General features: G+C 62.1%; 12 protein-coding genes and 2 tRNA genes. All 14 read right to left on the bottom strand.

Annotated elements, in window-relative coordinates; genetic code table 11:
• Nucleotides 1–143: 143 nt before the first annotated feature.
• Nucleotides 144–220, bottom strand: a tRNA-Arg gene (locus WBK23_RS11790).
• Nucleotides 221–273: 53 nt separating this feature from the next.
• Nucleotides 274–364: transfer RNA gene (locus tag WBK23_RS11785), tRNA-Ser, on the bottom strand.
• A gap of 62 nt (nucleotides 365–426) precedes the next feature.
• Nucleotides 427–612 carry a carbon storage regulator CsrA gene (gene csrA / locus WBK23_RS11780; RefSeq protein WP_025165378.1) on the bottom strand — a complete coding sequence of 62 codons (186 nt, stop codon included), beginning with the start codon at nucleotides 610–612 and terminating at the stop codon, nucleotides 427–429.
• A gap of 188 nt (nucleotides 613–800) precedes the next feature.
• The gene (locus WBK23_RS11775) at nucleotides 801–2,039 is read right to left on the bottom strand and encodes an aspartate kinase (RefSeq protein ID WP_304868001.1); all 1,239 of its coding nucleotides are present in this window, start codon (nucleotides 2,037–2,039) and stop codon (nucleotides 801–803) included.
• Nucleotides 2,040–2,153: 114 nt separating this feature from the next.
• Nucleotides 2,154–4,778 (bottom strand): alanine--tRNA ligase, encoded by a 2,625-nt coding sequence (alaS, locus tag WBK23_RS11770; RefSeq protein WP_424484139.1) that lies wholly within the window; start codon nucleotides 4,776–4,778, stop codon nucleotides 2,154–2,156.
• A gap of 121 nt (nucleotides 4,779–4,899) precedes the next feature.
• Entirely contained in the window at nucleotides 4,900–5,904 is a 1,005-nt protein-coding gene (gene ltaE, locus WBK23_RS11765) for a low-specificity L-threonine aldolase (RefSeq protein WP_424484138.1), read from the bottom strand.
• Between the two features lie 114 nt (nucleotides 5,905–6,018).
• Nucleotides 6,019–7,029 carry a succinylglutamate desuccinylase gene (gene astE, locus WBK23_RS11760; protein ID WP_424484137.1) on the bottom strand — a complete coding sequence of 337 codons (1,011 nt, stop codon included), beginning with the start codon at nucleotides 7,027–7,029 and terminating at the stop codon, nucleotides 6,019–6,021.
• A 180-nt stretch (nucleotides 7,030–7,209) separates the two neighbouring features.
• Nucleotides 7,210–7,494 (bottom strand): topoisomerase II, encoded by a 285-nt coding sequence (locus WBK23_RS11755; RefSeq protein ID WP_282876459.1) that lies wholly within the window; start codon nucleotides 7,492–7,494, stop codon nucleotides 7,210–7,212.
• Between the two features lie 16 nt (nucleotides 7,495–7,510).
• Complete coding sequence (astB, locus tag WBK23_RS11750; protein WP_424484136.1) at nucleotides 7,511–8,860, bottom strand: N-succinylarginine dihydrolase; 1,350 nt, start codon at nucleotides 8,858–8,860, stop codon at nucleotides 7,511–7,513.
• A complete protein-coding gene (gene astD, locus WBK23_RS11745) occupies nucleotides 8,857–10,320 on the bottom strand; it encodes a succinylglutamate-semialdehyde dehydrogenase (RefSeq protein ID WP_424484135.1) in 1,464 nt (487 codons plus the stop codon). Before astD ends, astB begins: the two co-directional genes overlap by 4 nt.
• 92 nt (nucleotides 10,321–10,412) lie before the next feature.
• Nucleotides 10,413–11,429, bottom strand: a complete 1,017-nt coding sequence (gene astA, locus WBK23_RS11740; RefSeq protein WP_424484134.1) for an arginine N-succinyltransferase — start codon at nucleotides 11,427–11,429, stop codon at nucleotides 10,413–10,415.
• Nucleotides 11,430–11,440: 11 nt separating this feature from the next.
• Nucleotides 11,441–12,457: an arginine/ornithine succinyltransferase subunit alpha gene (gene aruF, locus WBK23_RS11735; protein WP_424484133.1), complete on the bottom strand. Its 1,017-nt coding sequence runs from the start codon at nucleotides 12,455–12,457 to the stop codon at nucleotides 11,441–11,443.
• Nucleotides 12,458–12,631: 174 nt separating this feature from the next.
• On the bottom strand, nucleotides 12,632–13,852 hold the full coding sequence (locus WBK23_RS11730) for an aspartate aminotransferase family protein (protein WP_424484132.1): 1,221 nt from the start codon (nucleotides 13,850–13,852) through the stop codon (nucleotides 12,632–12,634).
• Between the two features lie 292 nt (nucleotides 13,853–14,144).
• Nucleotides 14,145–15,347: a patatin-like phospholipase family protein gene (locus tag WBK23_RS11725; protein ID WP_424484131.1), complete on the bottom strand. Its 1,203-nt coding sequence runs from the start codon at nucleotides 15,345–15,347 to the stop codon at nucleotides 14,145–14,147.
• Nucleotides 15,348–15,439: the final 92 nt, after the last annotated feature.

Raw genomic sequence — 15,439 nt, 5'->3', positions numbered from 1 at the left:
ACTCAGGAGGATTCGAACCTCCGACCGCTCGGTTCGTAGCCGAGTACTCTATCCAGCTGAGCTATGAGTGCAAATGGCGCTTTTTAACCAGATCACCGCTGGCTGAAACAAAATGGCCTGCATCACTGCAAGCCATTCCGATTTGGTGCACTCAGGAGGATTCGAACCTCCGACCGCTCGGTTCGTAGCCGAGTACTCTATCCAGCTGAGCTATGAGTGCATGTAACGCTTGCACTGCAGACTTCCAACATCAACGCCTACAGCACTAAATAATGGCGGAGAAGGGGGGATTCGAACCCCCGACACCCTTTTGAGATGTACTCCCTTAGCAGGGGAGCGCCTTCGGCCACTCGGCCACCTCTCCGCAACACGGGGCGCATGATAACCATGTTTTCCCCGTTTGCAAAGCCAAAATTTCGATAAAAATTAGTGGCTTGGTTCTTCGCCTTTCTCTTTCTGGATGCGCTGGTAAATTTCTTCGCGGTGCACCGCTACCTCTTTCGGCGCGTTAACGCCAATGCGCACCTGATTACCTTTAACGCCCAACACGGTGACAGTGACTTCGTCACCCACCATCAGGGTCTCTCCGACCCGGCGAGTCAGAATCAGCATTCCTTTCTCCTTACGGATATCAGTTCAGGACAACAGCAGTCTGCAAAAAACAAAATGATGGCAGCCCCGAACATCTCAAGCAGAGCCTTCACCCAAGTATTGACCAGTGTGAGCAGAAAGAAAGTTCCTGCTCATGCCAACCAAAAAGACAAAAGGCGCGGGATAAACCGCGCCTTTCGGATAATGCCTCAGTCGCCCTGACGGGCCGGGGCATCCAGTTCGAAAGCAGTGTGCAGGGCGCGCACCGCCAACTCCAGATATTTCTCCTCGATCACCACGGAGACTTTGATCTCCGAGGTGGAGATCATCTGGATATTGATATTTTCCTTGGCCAGCGCCTCGAACATGCGACTGGCAACGCCGGCATGCGAACGCATGCCGACGCCAACGATCGACACCTTGGCAATCTTGGTGTCGCCAATCACTTCGCGTGCACCCAGCTCGCGGGCAGTGTTTTCCAGCACCTGCTGCGCTGCGGTGTAGTCGTTACGGTGTACGGTGAAGGTGAAATCGGTGGTGTTATCGTGCGCAACATTCTGCACGATCATGTCCACTTCGATGTTCGCAGCACTGATCGGGCCGAGAATTTTGAACGCCACGCCCGGGATGTCCGGTACGCCACGGATGGTCAGCTTGGCTTCGTCGCGATTGAAAGCGATGCCGGAGATGATCGGCTGTTCCATGGATTCCTCTTCATCAAGGGTAATGAGGGTGCCCGGACCCTCTTGGAAGCTGTGCAGCACGCGCAGCGGGACGTTGTACTTGCCGGCGAACTCCACCGAGCGAATCTGCAGCACCTTGGAGCCGAGGCTGGCCATTTCCAGCATCTCTTCGAAGGTGATCTTTTCCAGGCGCTGAGCCTGCGGCACTACGCGCGGATCGGTGGTGTAGACGCCATCGACGTCGGTGTAGATCTGGCATTCGTCAGCCTTCAAGGCCGCCGCCAGCGCCACACCCGTGGTGTCGGAGCCGCCGCGACCGAGGGTGGTGATATTGCCGTGTTCATCCACGCCCTGGAAACCAGCGACCACCACCACACGACCGGCCTTGAGGTCGGCACGCAGTTTCTGGTCATCGATCTGCAGGATGCGCGCTTTGTTGTGCGCGCTGTCCGTCAGGATACGCACCTGATTGCCGGTATAGGACACCGCCGGCACGCCAATCTTGATCAGCGCCATGGCCAGCAAGGCAATCGTCACCTGCTCGCCAGTAGAGACCATCACGTCGAGTTCACGCGGTACCGGCTGACCATCACTGACCTGTTTGGCCAGATCGATCAGGCGATTGGTTTCACCGCTCATGGCGGAAACCACAACCACAATGTCATCGCCGTTTTCGCGGAATTTCTTCACCTTCGCGGCCACCTGCTGAATACGCTCAACAGTGCCGACGGAGGTGCCGCCAAATTTCTGTACGATCAAAGCCATTTCAAAGCCGCCTCAGCCCGTGAAGGGCGCCCATTAAACATACAACTCAATACCCTGCCAAGGCCCGCCGGGCGTATACCGGACCTTGGTCGTTGCACTCAAGCAATCAGGTACTTACAGACCTTGTTCGGCAAAGGTAACGGCCAACGCCAGAGCGCCATCCAGCGCAGCCGCATCGACACCGCCACCTTGCGCCATGTCTGGACGACCGCCGCCCTTACCACCGACTGCCGCAGCGGCTTGCTTCATCAGATCGCCAGCCTTCAGCTTGGCGGTCAGGTCCTGCGTCACGCCGGCCACCAGCACGACTTTGTCGTCCTGTACGCCACCCAGCAGGATCACTGCGCTGCCGAGCTTGTTCTTCAACTGATCGGCCATGGCCAGCAGGGCCTTGCCGTCCAGACCATCGAGACGCGCCGTCAGCACCTTGATGCCTTTGACGTCGACAGCCGAACCGGCCAGGTCATTGCCTGCCGCGCTGGCAGCCTTGGCCTTGAGCTGCTCAAGCTCTTTTTCCAGCTGACGGTTGCGCTCCAGCACACCGGCAAGCTTGTCCAGCAGGTTGTCTCGACTGCCTTTGACCAGCGCCGCGGCTTCTTTCAGCTGCTCTTCCGCGCCGTTCAAGTAAGCAAACGCTGCCGCGCCGGTGACTGCTTCAATTCGACGCACGCCAGCCGCCACACCGCTTTCGCTGGTGATCTTGAATACGCCGATATCGCCGGTACGCTTGGCGTGGGTGCCGCCACAGAGCTCGACGGAGAAATCGCCACCCATGCTCAGCACACGCACGTTGTCGCCGTACTTCTCACCGAACAACGCCATGGCACCCTTGGCCTTGGCGGTTTCGATATCGGTTTCCTGGGTTTCGACTTCTGTATTGCCGCGCACTTCGCGGTTGACGATGTCTTCCAGCGCCTTCAATTGCGCCGGGGTAATGGCCTCGAAGTGGCTGAAGTCAAAACGCAGGCGCTGACTGTCGACCAGCGAGCCCTTCTGGGTCACGTGCTCACCCAGCACCTGGCGCAGGGCCGCGTGCAGCAAGTGAGTCGCCGAGTGATTGAGCGCAGTGGCTTGGCGCACGCTGGCGTCCACTTCAGCCTTGACCGAGGTGCCAACACTCAAGCCGCCTTTGACTGCAACGCCGTGATGCAGAAATGCGCCACCAGCCTTGGTGGTGTCGCGCACGTCAAAACGCACACCTGCGCCTTCAAGGAAGCCGCAGTCACCGACCTGGCCACCGGATTCGGCGTAGAACGGTGTCTGGTCGAGGACTACCACGCCCTCCTCGCCTTCGCTCAGGCTGTCCACCGCCTTACCGGCCTGAAACAGCGCAATGATCTTGCCGCTGCCGCTGGTGCCCTGGTAGCCAAGGAACGCCGTTTCGCTGTCGACCTTGACCAGGCTGTTGTAGTCCATGCCGAACGAGCTGGCCGAACGGGCACGCTCGCGCTGCGCCTGCATCTCGCGCTCGAAGCCCTCTTCATCCAGGGTCAGCTCACGCTCACGGGCGATGTCGCCGGTCAGGTCCATCGGGAAACCGAAGGTGTCGTACAGCTTGAAGATCACTTCACCCGGAATCACCGTGCCTTTCAGCTCGGCCAGATCCTGCTCGAGAATTCTCAGGCCCTGCTCCAGGGTCTTGGCGAACTGCTCTTCTTCGGTTTTCAGCACGCGCTCGATATGCGCCTGCTGCTGTTTCAACTCAGGGAAGGCCTCGCCCATCTCGCCGACCAGCGCAGCAACGATCTGGTAGAAGAAGCTGCCCTTGGCACCCAGCTTGTTACCGTGACGGCAAGCGCGGCGGATGATGCGGCGCAGCACATAGCCACGACCTTCGTTGGACGGCGTCACGCCATCGGCGATCAGGAAGCCGCACGAGCGGATATGGTCAGCCACCACTTTCAGCGAAGCCTGGGCTTCGTTGGCGCAGCCGATGGCCTTGGCCGCCGCATTCAGCAGGCTCTGGAACAGGTCGATCTCGTAGTTCGAGTTGACGTGCTGCAGCACCGCACTGATGCGCTCCAGGCCCATGCCGGTGTCCACGCTCGGCGCCGGCAGCGGATGCATCACGCCGTCAGCCGTACGGTTGAACTGCATGAATACGTTGTTCCAGATCTCGATATAGCGGTCGCCGTCTTCTTCTGGCGAGCCGGGCGGGCCGCCCCAGATATGGTCGCCGTGGTCGAAGAAGATTTCGGTGCACGGGCCGCACGGGCCGGTGTCGCCCATTGCCCAGAAGTTGTCCGAGGCGTACGGCGCGCCCTTGTTGTCGCCGATGCGGATCATCCGCTCGGTCGGCACGCCGATTTCCTTGTTCCAGATCTCGTAGGCCTCGTCATCGCTGGCGTAGACCGTGACCCAGAGTTTTTCTTTCGGCAGGTTCAGCCACTTGTCGCCGGTGAGGAACTCCCAGGCGTAATGAATGGCGTCGCGCTTGAAATAGTCGCCGAAGCTGAAGTTGCCCAGCATCTCGAAGAAAGTGTGGTGACGCGCGGTGTAACCGACGTTTTCCAGGTCGTTGTGCTTACCGCCGGCGCGTACGCACTTCTGGCTGCTGGTGGCGCGGGTGTAGGCGCGCTTTTCCAGGCCAAGGAAGCAGTCCTTGAACTGGTTCATCCCGGCGTTGGTGAACAGCAGCGTCGGGTCGTTACCCGGAATCAGGGAGCTGGAGGCGACACGGGTGTGTCCCTTCTGTTCAAAGAAGCTGAGGAAGGCTTCACGGATTTCTGCGCTTTTCATAGGAATCTTCCAAAAACCAGCGGCCACGACAAAGCCGGCAAAGGGCCGCATTATATCGGGCCTACGCTAGGGGGCTAGTGCCTTTATTGATAGAGAGCGACTATTCATCGCTCCAAGACAATCAATTCCGACGAAATTCGGCGAAGGCCGCGACCACCTGATCGATATCCGCAGGCGAAATATCCAGGTGCGTGACCATGCGCAGCCGCGGCGCAGCGCTCAGCGTGATCCCGCGCTCGGCACAGAAGGCCTTCAATGCGCCGGCCCGCTCGCCAATCTGAACGTAAACCATATTGGTCTGCACCGGCTCCACGCTGTAACCCAACTCACGCAAGCCCGCCGCCAGGCGCTCGGCATTGGCGTGATCGTCGGCCAAACGTTCCACCTGATGTTGCAGGGCATACAAGCCGGCGGCGGCGAGCATGCCGGCCTGGCGCATGCCGCCGCCGACCATCTTGCGCAGACGCCGCGCCTTGCAGATCAGCTCGACTGAACCGCACAGCACCGAACCGATTGGCGCGCCAAGGCCTTTGGACAAACACACCGACACAGAATCGAAGTACTGGGTAATCTCCCGCGCAGGCACGCCCAGCTTAACCGCGGCGTTATACAAACGCGCACCATCCAGATGCAGGGCCAGGCAGCGCTGTGTGGTCAGTTCGCGCGCGGCCTGCAGATACGCCAGTGGCAGCACCTTGCCCTGCATGGTGTTTTCCAGCGCCAGCAGGCGGGTGCGGGCGAAGTGGAAGTCATCCTGCTTGATTGCCGCTTCGACCTTGGCCAGGTCGAGCGAGCCATCGGCTTCGCCATCGATGGGTTGCGGCTGGATCGAGCCGAGTACCGCCGCGCCGCCGCCTTCGTATTTATAGGTGTGTGCCTGCTGGCCGACGATGTACTCGTCGCCACGCTCGCAATGGGCCATCAGCCCGAGCAGGTTGCTCATGGTGCCGGTCGGCACGAACAGCGCGGCAGCAAAGCCCAACTCGGCGGCCAGAAACTGCTCCAGGCGGTTAACCGTGGGGTCTTCGCCATACACGTCATCACCCAGTTCGGCGGCTTGCATGGCCTCGCGCATACTGGGGGTCGGCTGGGTAACGGTGTCGCTGCGCAAGTCGATAACGGGCATGGCGGGCTGTCCTTAGACGGAGCTAAACCCCGATGCTAAAACGCGCCAAGCAGGCAAACAAGGTACAGATCAGGCGAGAAAGCGCAGGACAGATTGCGAGCCCGCAGCGTTAACTCAAGCCAGCTGCACGTCTTCGGCGGGAACAATCAAGATGCCGGCGCGCAGGCCGTTCTTGACCTTGGGATTGGGGAAGATAATCCGCGCGCCCGGCTCATCCACCACCCAGCGGGTGCCGGCCAGATCCTCGGCCAACAGGTAGCCAATCGGCAGCTCGCTGAAGTTCTCGATATCGGCCGGCAAATGCAGCTTGAAGGCATCGCTGTGCTTGATCACTTCACGCGCCACAGCAAACAGCTTGAGCTCGCCTAGGTCTTCGCTGGCACCTTCTGGCTCGCGCCCTTCGATCAGGGCTTGCAGATGCTGTTCGAGCAGATCCAGGTTGACCAGCTCGTTCTGCCCGAACGGCCGTGCCTTGCCCAGTTCCAGGGTAAAGGCTTCCGCCCCCAACTGGGTGTAGGTGTAGGCGCTAAAGGTGATCGAACTCTTGTTGTGCAGCAGCACCGCCTCGATCCCGGCAGCGCTGAGGCGCGCCAGTTCGCGCTGGCTGCGCGGGCGGCCTTCCTGAAACGGGTAGAGGGCAAACTGCTCGATCTTCGACGCGCGAATCGCGGTGTGCAGGTCGTAATGCAGACGGGTGCGATCCGGCTTACTGAAAAAGGTAGCGGCCAGATGCTCCAGGTCACAGGCACGCAGCGCCTCGGCACCGGTGTGCTGATCGTGGCGGCCGTTGAACAGGCGGTTGATGTCCTGCTCGATATAACGCTCGCCGCTACGCATGGCGGCGGGGTTACCAAACAGAAAGAGAATGCGCGCGCGGGGTTTCAGTTGGTTGCGGGCGATGCCTTGCAACAGGCGGTCTAGCAACTCAATCGGCGCAGTTTCGTTGCCATGGATGCCGGCTGACAGCAGCAGGTCCTGGCCGTTGTCGCTGGCCACCGGCGGCGTCACTTCTAACGCGCCTTCGGCCAGCCAACGCAGACGCGTGCCCTCGGGGGTCAGCTGAATCTTCGCTGCCGGCTCGTGGCCGGCCAGGGTCAGTTCAAGCAGTTTGCCGAGGGCAAGCATGGATATCTCCTCAGAGCGTTTTTACGATCTCGCGAGCTAGCGCCATGCAAGGCGCCACGTTAGTAACAGCCTTCGGCTGATCAAAGCGGCGAGGACGCGGAGTTTACGAGCTGTAAATGAGCAGTCCGAGCCTGCTTTTAACGCAGCAGGGCCGACGCGCAGCAGATCGTAAACAGGTTCTTAGTGGTTGCAGTCAGGACCGTGCACGTGATCGTCGTCTTCGTCCAGGCCAGCGGCTTCCATTTCCAGCTCCAGGCTGACCAAGTTGGTGGCCAGCGGGCGCAGCAACAGGTTGGCGTACTCGGCAGCGCCCTCCTCCACGTCCACACCGATCATCAGCTGGTTGTTGCCAACCTGCTGGAACCAGATTTCCTGGCCCTGCCAGATCACGGCAAAGCGCGTGCAGGAGGTTTCCAGCTGGGTGCCGTCAGTGTCTTCGAGGATCAGTTGCAGGGCGTCGGACATGGTAATAAGTACTCAATCAAGCTAATTGGAATGGATAAACCGCGCCCAGTTTAAGGATCTGCGTCAGTTCGTCCAAGGCCGCACGGCATTCGTTAAGCAATTGTGGGTCAGCCAGATCGTTTTCGCTCAGGCGATCGCGGTAATGCTTGTCGACCCATACATTGAGGCTATCGTGCAGGCTCGGGGTCATGATCACGCCCTGATTGACCGCCGCCAGTTCGTGCTCCTTGAGCGCCACGCGCAGGCGCAGGCACGCCGGGCCACCGCCGTTCTGCATGCTCTGCTTGAGGTCGAACACCTTGACCTCACGGATCGGCCCGTTGCCGCTGGTCAGCTGCTCCAGGTAGCGCCAGACATTGGCGTTGTTGCGGCACTCTTCCGGCACGATCAGCAGCATGCCGCCATCGGCGCGGTTGAGCAGCTGACTGTTGAACAGGTAGGACTTGACCGCATCCTCCACCGTCACCGCATCACGCGGCACACACACAGCCTGGAAGTTGCCGCCACGACGGGCGAGCTTGTCGCTCAGCTCGGCCAGCACCTTGTCGGTGTCGAGGAAAGCGTCCTGGTGATAGAACAGCACCTCGCCATTGCCCACCGCGATCACGTCGTTATGGAACACGCCCTGATCGATCACCGCTGGCGATTGCTGGGCGTAAACCACGCCCTCATCGCTCAGGCCATGCAGTCGGGCAACCGCCAGCGAGGCTTCCAGGGTCTGCCGCGCCGGGTAGCGCTGCGGGGCCGGGAAGCGGCCGTCGAAGGCACTGCGGCCAAAGACGAAGAACTCCACGCCGGCATCGCCGTAGCCCTTGCAGAAGCGCGTGTGGTTGGCCGCGCCTTCATCACCGAACTGACCGACCGCCGGCAACGCGGCGTGGTGAGCGAAGTGCTGCTGGTTGGCAAACATCGCGCCGAGCACGCGACTGGTGGTCGGGTGCTCGATCGAACGGTGGAATTTGCAGTTGAGGTTGGCGGCGGTGAAATGCACGCGGCCATCGGCAGTGTCGGCGCTGGGGCTGACGGTGCAGGCGTTGGCCGTCCACATGCTGGAGGCCGAGCAGCTGGCAACCAGCAGCGGCATGGCGTCTTTCGCGGCCTTCTGGATCACCTGCGCGTCAGTGCCGGTAAAGCCCAGGCTGCGCAGCGCGGCGACATTGGGCCGCTCCTGCGGGGCCAGTACACCCTGCTTGAAGCCCATTTCCATCAAGGCCTTCATCTTGGCCAGGCCCTGCTTGGCGGCTTCTTTCGGGCTGGACGCGGCCTGGCTGTTGCTCTGCGAGGCAACGTTGCCATAGGACAGGCCGCCATAGTTGTGAGTCGGCCCGACCAAGCCATCAAAATTTACTTCGAATGCATTGCTCACAGGCTAACTCCGGGTGTCAGGGTGGCGGGCAGGCTCAGGCTGTCGGATTCCAGCGAGGCCACCGGGTAGGCGCAATAATCCGCCGCGTAATAGGCGCTGGCGCGGTGGTTGCCAGAGGCACCCACACCGCCGAATGGCGCGGTGCTGGCGGCACCCGTCAGCTGCTTGTTCCAGTTGACGATACCGGCGCGGCTTTGCAGCCAGAACTGCTCATAGCGTGCCTTGGAGTCCGACAGCAGGCCAGCGGCCAGGCCGTACTGAGTGTTGTTGGCCTCGGCAATGGCAGCATCAAAATCAGCGTAGCGAATCACCTGCAGCAACGGGCCGAAAAACTCTTCATCCGGGCGATTCGCGACCGCAGTCACATCGATGATGCCCGGCGTCAGCAAGGCAGCACCGGCCAGCGGCTGGGTCATTTCCAGCAATGGCGTGGCACCCTGGGCCAGCAGATGCTGCTGCGCCTTGATCAGGTGCTGCGCCGCCGCCAGGGAAATCACCGAGCCCATAAAGGGCGCAGGCTGAGCGTCAAAGCTGCCGACCTTGATGCTGGCGGCAACCTCCACCAGGCGCTCCAGCAGGCTGTCGCCCCAAACGCTTTGCGGCACCAGCAGGCGGCGCGCACAGGTGCAGCGCTGACCGGCTGAGATAAACGCCGACTGCACGATGGTGTAGACCGCGGCATTGATATCGGCGACCTGGTCCACCACCAGCGGGTTGTTGCCGCCCATTTCCAGGGCGAGGATCTTGTCCGGGCGACCGGCGAACTGGTTGTGCAGCAGGTTGCCGGTGCGACTGGAGCCGGTGAAGAACAGCCCGTCGATGCCGGCGCTGGCGGCCAGCGCCACACCGGTATCGCGCGCGCCCTGCACCAGGTTGAGCACGCCCGCCGGCAGACCCGCCTCGATCCAGCACTTGACGGTCAGCTCGGCGACTTTCGGGGTCAGCTCGCTGGGCTTGAACACCACGCAGTTACCCGCCAGCAGCGCCGGGACGATATGGCCGTTGGGCAGATGGCCGGGGAAGTTGTACGGGCCAAATACCGCGACCACGCCATGCGGCTTGTGCCGCAGCACGGCGGTGGCGTCGGCCAGCGGGCCGCTCTTCTCACCGGTGCGCTCGCGGTAGCTCTGCACCGAGATGGCGATCTTGTTGACCATGCTGGTGACTTCGGTGGCGGTTTCCCACAGCGGCTTGCCAGTTTCCTCGCCAATGCAGTGGCCCAGGGCCTCGGCATGGGTTTTCAGGGTGGCGGCAAACTGCTCGAGCACGGCGATGCGCTCATCCAGCGAGCGCGAGGCCCAGGCTGGGAATGCGGCGCGGGCGGCCTGTACGGCGGCCTCGACCTGGGCAGCACTGGCCGCCTGGCCTTGCCAGATGACTTCCTGGCTGACCGGGTTCAGCGATTCCAGGGCTTCGCCCTGACCCGCCTGCCAGCCACCGGCAATGTAATGAGTGCTCATCTTGTTCTATCACTCCCAGCAAGGTATTGACCCGGTTATGCGCCGGGTACGCCATTCGACTCAACGGTGCAGCCGCGCTGCACCTTGAACAATCAACCGCGAGCAGAAACCGCCACGGCGCGCACCTGATCACCGGCCGACAACTGCAGGCGCTTGGCGGTCTGCGCATCGACCACCAAAGTACCGGCGGCCAGACGCGCCGGGGCAGCGGTAATCCGGCAGTCTTCGCGCTTGCGGTTGTGGATCAGGAACTGCGGCGCGTCATCGCCGGGGGTGCCGACGGCCAGTACCAATACCTGGCTGTCCTGCACCGCACGGATCTTCGCGGTCTGCGCTTCGATGGCCGGGCCGGCATCGAATATGTCGACATAGCCCTGGTAGCTGAAACCCTCGCCCTTGAGCATGGCCAGCGCCGGCTCGGTGTCCGGGTGAACGCGGCCGATGATGTTGCGCGCGTCCTCGGAGAGGAAGCAGGTGTAGAGCGGGAACTTGGGCATCAGCTCGGCGATAAAGGCCTTGTTACCCACCCCGGTGAGGTAGTCGGCCTGGCTGAACTCCATCTTGAAGAAGTGCCGACCGAGGCTTTCCCAGAACGGCGAGCGGCCATTCTCATCGGACATGCCGCGCATCTCGGCGATCACCTTGTCGCCGAACAGCTCACGGAACTCGGCGATAAACAGAAAGCGCGCCTTCGACAGCAGGCGGCCATTGAGGCCACTGCGCTGGTCGCTGCGCAAAAACAGCGAGCACAGCTCGGAGTTGCCGGTCAGGTCGTTGGCCAGGAACAGCGTCGGCACCTGACGGTGGATCTGCAGCTCCTGCGAGGCGCTGACGGTCAGGCCGACCCGGTAGTTGTACCAAGGCTCACGCAGGCCAACGGCACCGGCGACGGCGGAGATGCCGACCACTTCACCGTTGTCGTCTTCGAGCACGAACAGGTAATCGGCATCGGCAGGCGCTGCTTCGCCACGGAAGGTTTTTTCTGCCCAGCCAACGCGGTGCGCCAGGCGCTCCTCATTGGCGGGCAGCGTAGTCAAACCAGCACCGGTACTGCGCGCCAGCTGAAACAGGGCCGGCAGATCGGCGCTGCGGACGGGACGAACGATCATGCGCTAACTCCTTAAACCGCAACCAGGCGTACGCTGACGCCTTCGCCGACGCCCAAGGCCTCGGCGGCCGCCAAACTCAGGGTGACCGGCTTGCCAGGCACCCAATCAAGATCCACCACGATGGCGCGGAAATCCTGCAGCTGGCCGTTACTCACCAGATACGGCCGCCCACCTTTCACCGGCTCACCGATGCGCAGCGGCACCACGCGGCTCTGGGCAATCGAACGGATGCCAGAGGTGCGTGCATGCAGGGTCGGGCCGCCGTCGAAGATGTCGATGTAATGGTCGGTCTCGAAGCCTTCACGCATGAGGATGTCGAAGCTGATCTGCGCCCGTGGATGCACCTGGCCCATGGCCTCTTGCGCCTCATCGGGCAGCAACGGCACGTAGATCGGGTAATGCGGCATCAATTCGGCAAGGAAGGTGCGACTCTTCAACCCACACAGGCGCTCGGCCTCGGTGTAGTTCATGTCGAAGAAGTTGCGCCCCACCGCATCCCAGAACGGCGAATCGCCGGCTTCGTCGCTGTAGCCGACGATTTCCACCACCAGCGCATCGGCAAAACGCTCCGGGTGACTGGCCAGGAACAGCAGACGCGAGCGCGAGTTCAGCTCGGCCCAGGCGCTGCCCACCAGCGGCCGCTCGACGTAGAAGCTGGTCAGCAGGCTGTTGCCGGTGAGGTCATGGCACAGCGAGAGCACGTGGATCTTGTTATGGATCTTCAGCTCGCGGGAGTTGTGCACGAAGGTTTCGTTACGAAAGCTGTAGAACGGCTCAGAATAGCCGGCCGAGGCGACGATGCCGGAGCAACCCACCAGGCGACCGCTCTCCGTGTCTTCGAGAACGAAGAAGTAGCTTTCTTCACCGTTGAAACTGACTTCGGCGGCGAACGAGGCCTCCGAGGCCGCGATCTTTTCGCGCAGACGATCGGCGTCGTCCGGCAGTGAAGTCACACCAACCGGGCTGTCCGCGGCGAGACGCTGCACTTCAGTGAGGTCGGCCATTTGCGCGGGGCGCATCACCAGCATGGTGTCACTCCTTTTGAGAAAAGCTCCAAGCCGCCCAAATCGGGCCGCCCAGAGAAAACCGCAACAAACGCTGCGGCACACACAGAGACGGGCTTCCTTGCTGTTTGCTCAACCCCTCCATGGGTCGAGCGAGCGCAGCCTGATCCGCCGCATAACGGCAGGCCAGGCCGGCAATCAGGCTTGGGTCAGCTTGGCCACGGCACGTTCGAAGCGCGCCAGACCTTCATCGATATCGGTGTCTTCAACCACCAGGCTCGGGGCGAAACGCACCACGTCCGGACTGGCCTGCAACACCATCACGCCTTCCACCGCCGCGGCGTCGAGAATCGCCTTGGCCTTGCCTTTCCAGGCATCGCTGAGCACGCAGCCGATCAGCAGACCGAGGCCACGTACTTCGCTGAACACGCCGTACTGCTGACCGATCTGCTCCAGTTTGCTGTTGAAACGCTGCTGCTTGGCTTTGACCCCAGCCAGCACTTCAGGGGTGTTGATGGTGTCGATCACTGCCTCGCCCACCGCACACGCCAGCGGGTTGCCGCCGTAGGTGGTGCCATGGGTGCCGACGGCCAGGTGTTTGGCCAGCTCGCTGGTGGTGAGCATCGCGCCAATCGGGAAACCGCCGCCCAGGCTCTTGGCGCTGGAGAGGATGTCCGGGGTCACACCGTAGTGCTGATAGGCGAACAGCGAGCCGCTGCGGCCCATGCCGGTCTGTACTTCGTCAAACACCAGCAGCGCGTTGTGCTTGTCGCACAGCTCGCGGGCCGCTTGCAGGTAAGCCAGGTCAGCCGGCAGCACGCCGCCTTCACCCTGGATCGGCTCCAGTACCACAGCGCAGGTCTTGTCCGATACGGCCGCCTTCAGCGCCTCGATATCGTTGTACGGCACGTGACTGATGCCCTGGATTTTCGGGCCGAAACCATCGGAATACTTCGGCTGGCCGCCGACGCTGACGGTAAACAGGGTGCGACCGTGAAAGCTGTTGGTTGTCGCGATGATTTCGCATTTGTCTTCGCCGAACTTATCGAACGCAACGCGACGGGCCAGCTTGAACGCGGCCTCGTTGGCTTCGGCGCCAGAGTTACAGAAGAACACGCGGTCGGCGAAGGTGGCATCGACCAGCTTCTTGGCCAGGCGCAGGGCCGGCTCATTGGTGAATACGTTGGACACATGCCAGAGCTTGCCGGCCTGCTCGGTCAGCGCCTGAACCAGCGCCGGGTGGGCGTGGCCGAGTACGTTGACGGCAATGCCGCCGGCGAAGTCGATCAGCTCGCGACCGCTCTGATCCCACACTCGCGAACCTGCGCCGCGGACCGGAATAAAGGCGGCGGGGGCGTAGTTGGGCACCATCACTTGGTCGAAATCGGCGCGTTGCACCGGGTCGTGCTGAACGGACATCTGAGCTCTCCTGACAAGGAACACCTGCAGTGGATGGCAGGCGATGAGAAGGATTGTAGGGATTGATCCGGGGCTGGCATTGCCGCCATGCGACAACTTCTTATAGCGCCAACCCCAGGAAAACCGGCGCTTTCGCAAATGCGACAGAAAGCATCGGGAAGGCGCAGTTTAAATGCAGCCCGCCGCCTTGGCGCGGTTTTCTCCGCAGCCCGCTACAGGTTTTTAAGCGACCGCTGGAAATGCCCCCGCCCAGGGATGCAAAAGGGCAAAACCGTGGGTGGTCAGCAACGGCTCACGCCGGCACCGGCAGCACCGTCGGCACCGGCGGGCTGCTCAGGGAGAGGAACTCGATCAGCTGGCTTTTCTGCGCCATGGCGTCCTGGTAGCCCAGCTCGATCAGCTCGTTGCAATACCCCGGCTCGAACAGCAGGTAGCTGAGCACGCCAGCCCCGCTCGCTTTGGTCGCACCCGGACCACGCAGAAACAGGCGCAAGGCCTTGGGCAATTCGTGGCGATGGCGGGCGGCGATCAGATCCAGCGGCTTGCTCGGCGAAATCACCAGCACATCCACCGGCTTGAGGCCCAGGCCGCGTGGGTGATTTTCGGCGGGAATCAGGCGGCCCATCTGGTTGAGCCGTTCGAGCAGCTCGATGTCGCTTTCCAGGCTGTCGATAAAGGTGCTGTTGAGCATATGCCCACTGATCTGCGCCAGGCTGGGCGGGCGATGATGCTGCGGACGCGGCACCGGCGTATGGGCCTGCGCCCCCGCCGGGTTGCCGCTGACGCCCACCACCAGCACCCGCGTTGCGCCCAGGTGCAAGGCCGGACTGATCGGCGCGGACTGACGCACGGCACCGTCGCCGAAGTATTCGCGGTTGATCTTCACCGGCGGGAAAATCAGTGGAATCGAGGCGCTGGCCAGCAGGTGCTCGAGCGCCAGGCGGGTCGGCACCCCGACGCGGCGATGACGAAACCAGGGGTCGATGGTGGCGCGCCCCTGATAGAAGGTCACCGCCTGGCCGGTTTCATAGCCAAAGGCCGTCACCGCCACGGCGCGCAACTGACGATGGCGCACCGCCGCGGCAATCCCGCTGAAATCCAGCTCGCGCCCGAGCATGTCAGCCAGCGGCGAACTGTCGAGCAGCGCCACCGGCACTTCGCCGCCCAAGCCAAGCAGGCTATGACCGATAAAACGGCTGGCCTGGCGCAACACGCCCGGCCAATCGCTGCGATACACCTGATGCGTATGAAAGCCCTGCCAGACACTGGTCAGCCGGCGCACCGCTTCGGTGAAGTGCAACGCGCCACAGGCCAGGCCCACCGCATTGATCGCACCGGCCGAGGTGCCGACGATCACGGGGAAAGGATTTTGCGCTGCATCCGGCAGCAGGTCGGCAATCGCGGCCAACACCCCCACCTGATAAGCCGCCCGTGCGCCACCGCCGGAGAGAATCAGCCCGGTTACCGGCTGATGGGTTGGAGCGGTGTGCGGCATAAGGGTCTGTTCCTATTTCATTCGAGAGCCGCGTTGCTGCGAAAAATCTCGCCAGGCCAGGCGTGGGACGCAGGGAATGGTACCCCCTTGCC

Origin of the sequence: Pseudomonas sp. (assembly GCF_049653025.1) — a bacterium.
Lineage (GTDB): Bacteria > Pseudomonadota > Gammaproteobacteria > Pseudomonadales > Pseudomonadaceae > Aquipseudomonas.
This window is presented reverse-complemented; position numbering and strand designations above follow the sequence as displayed.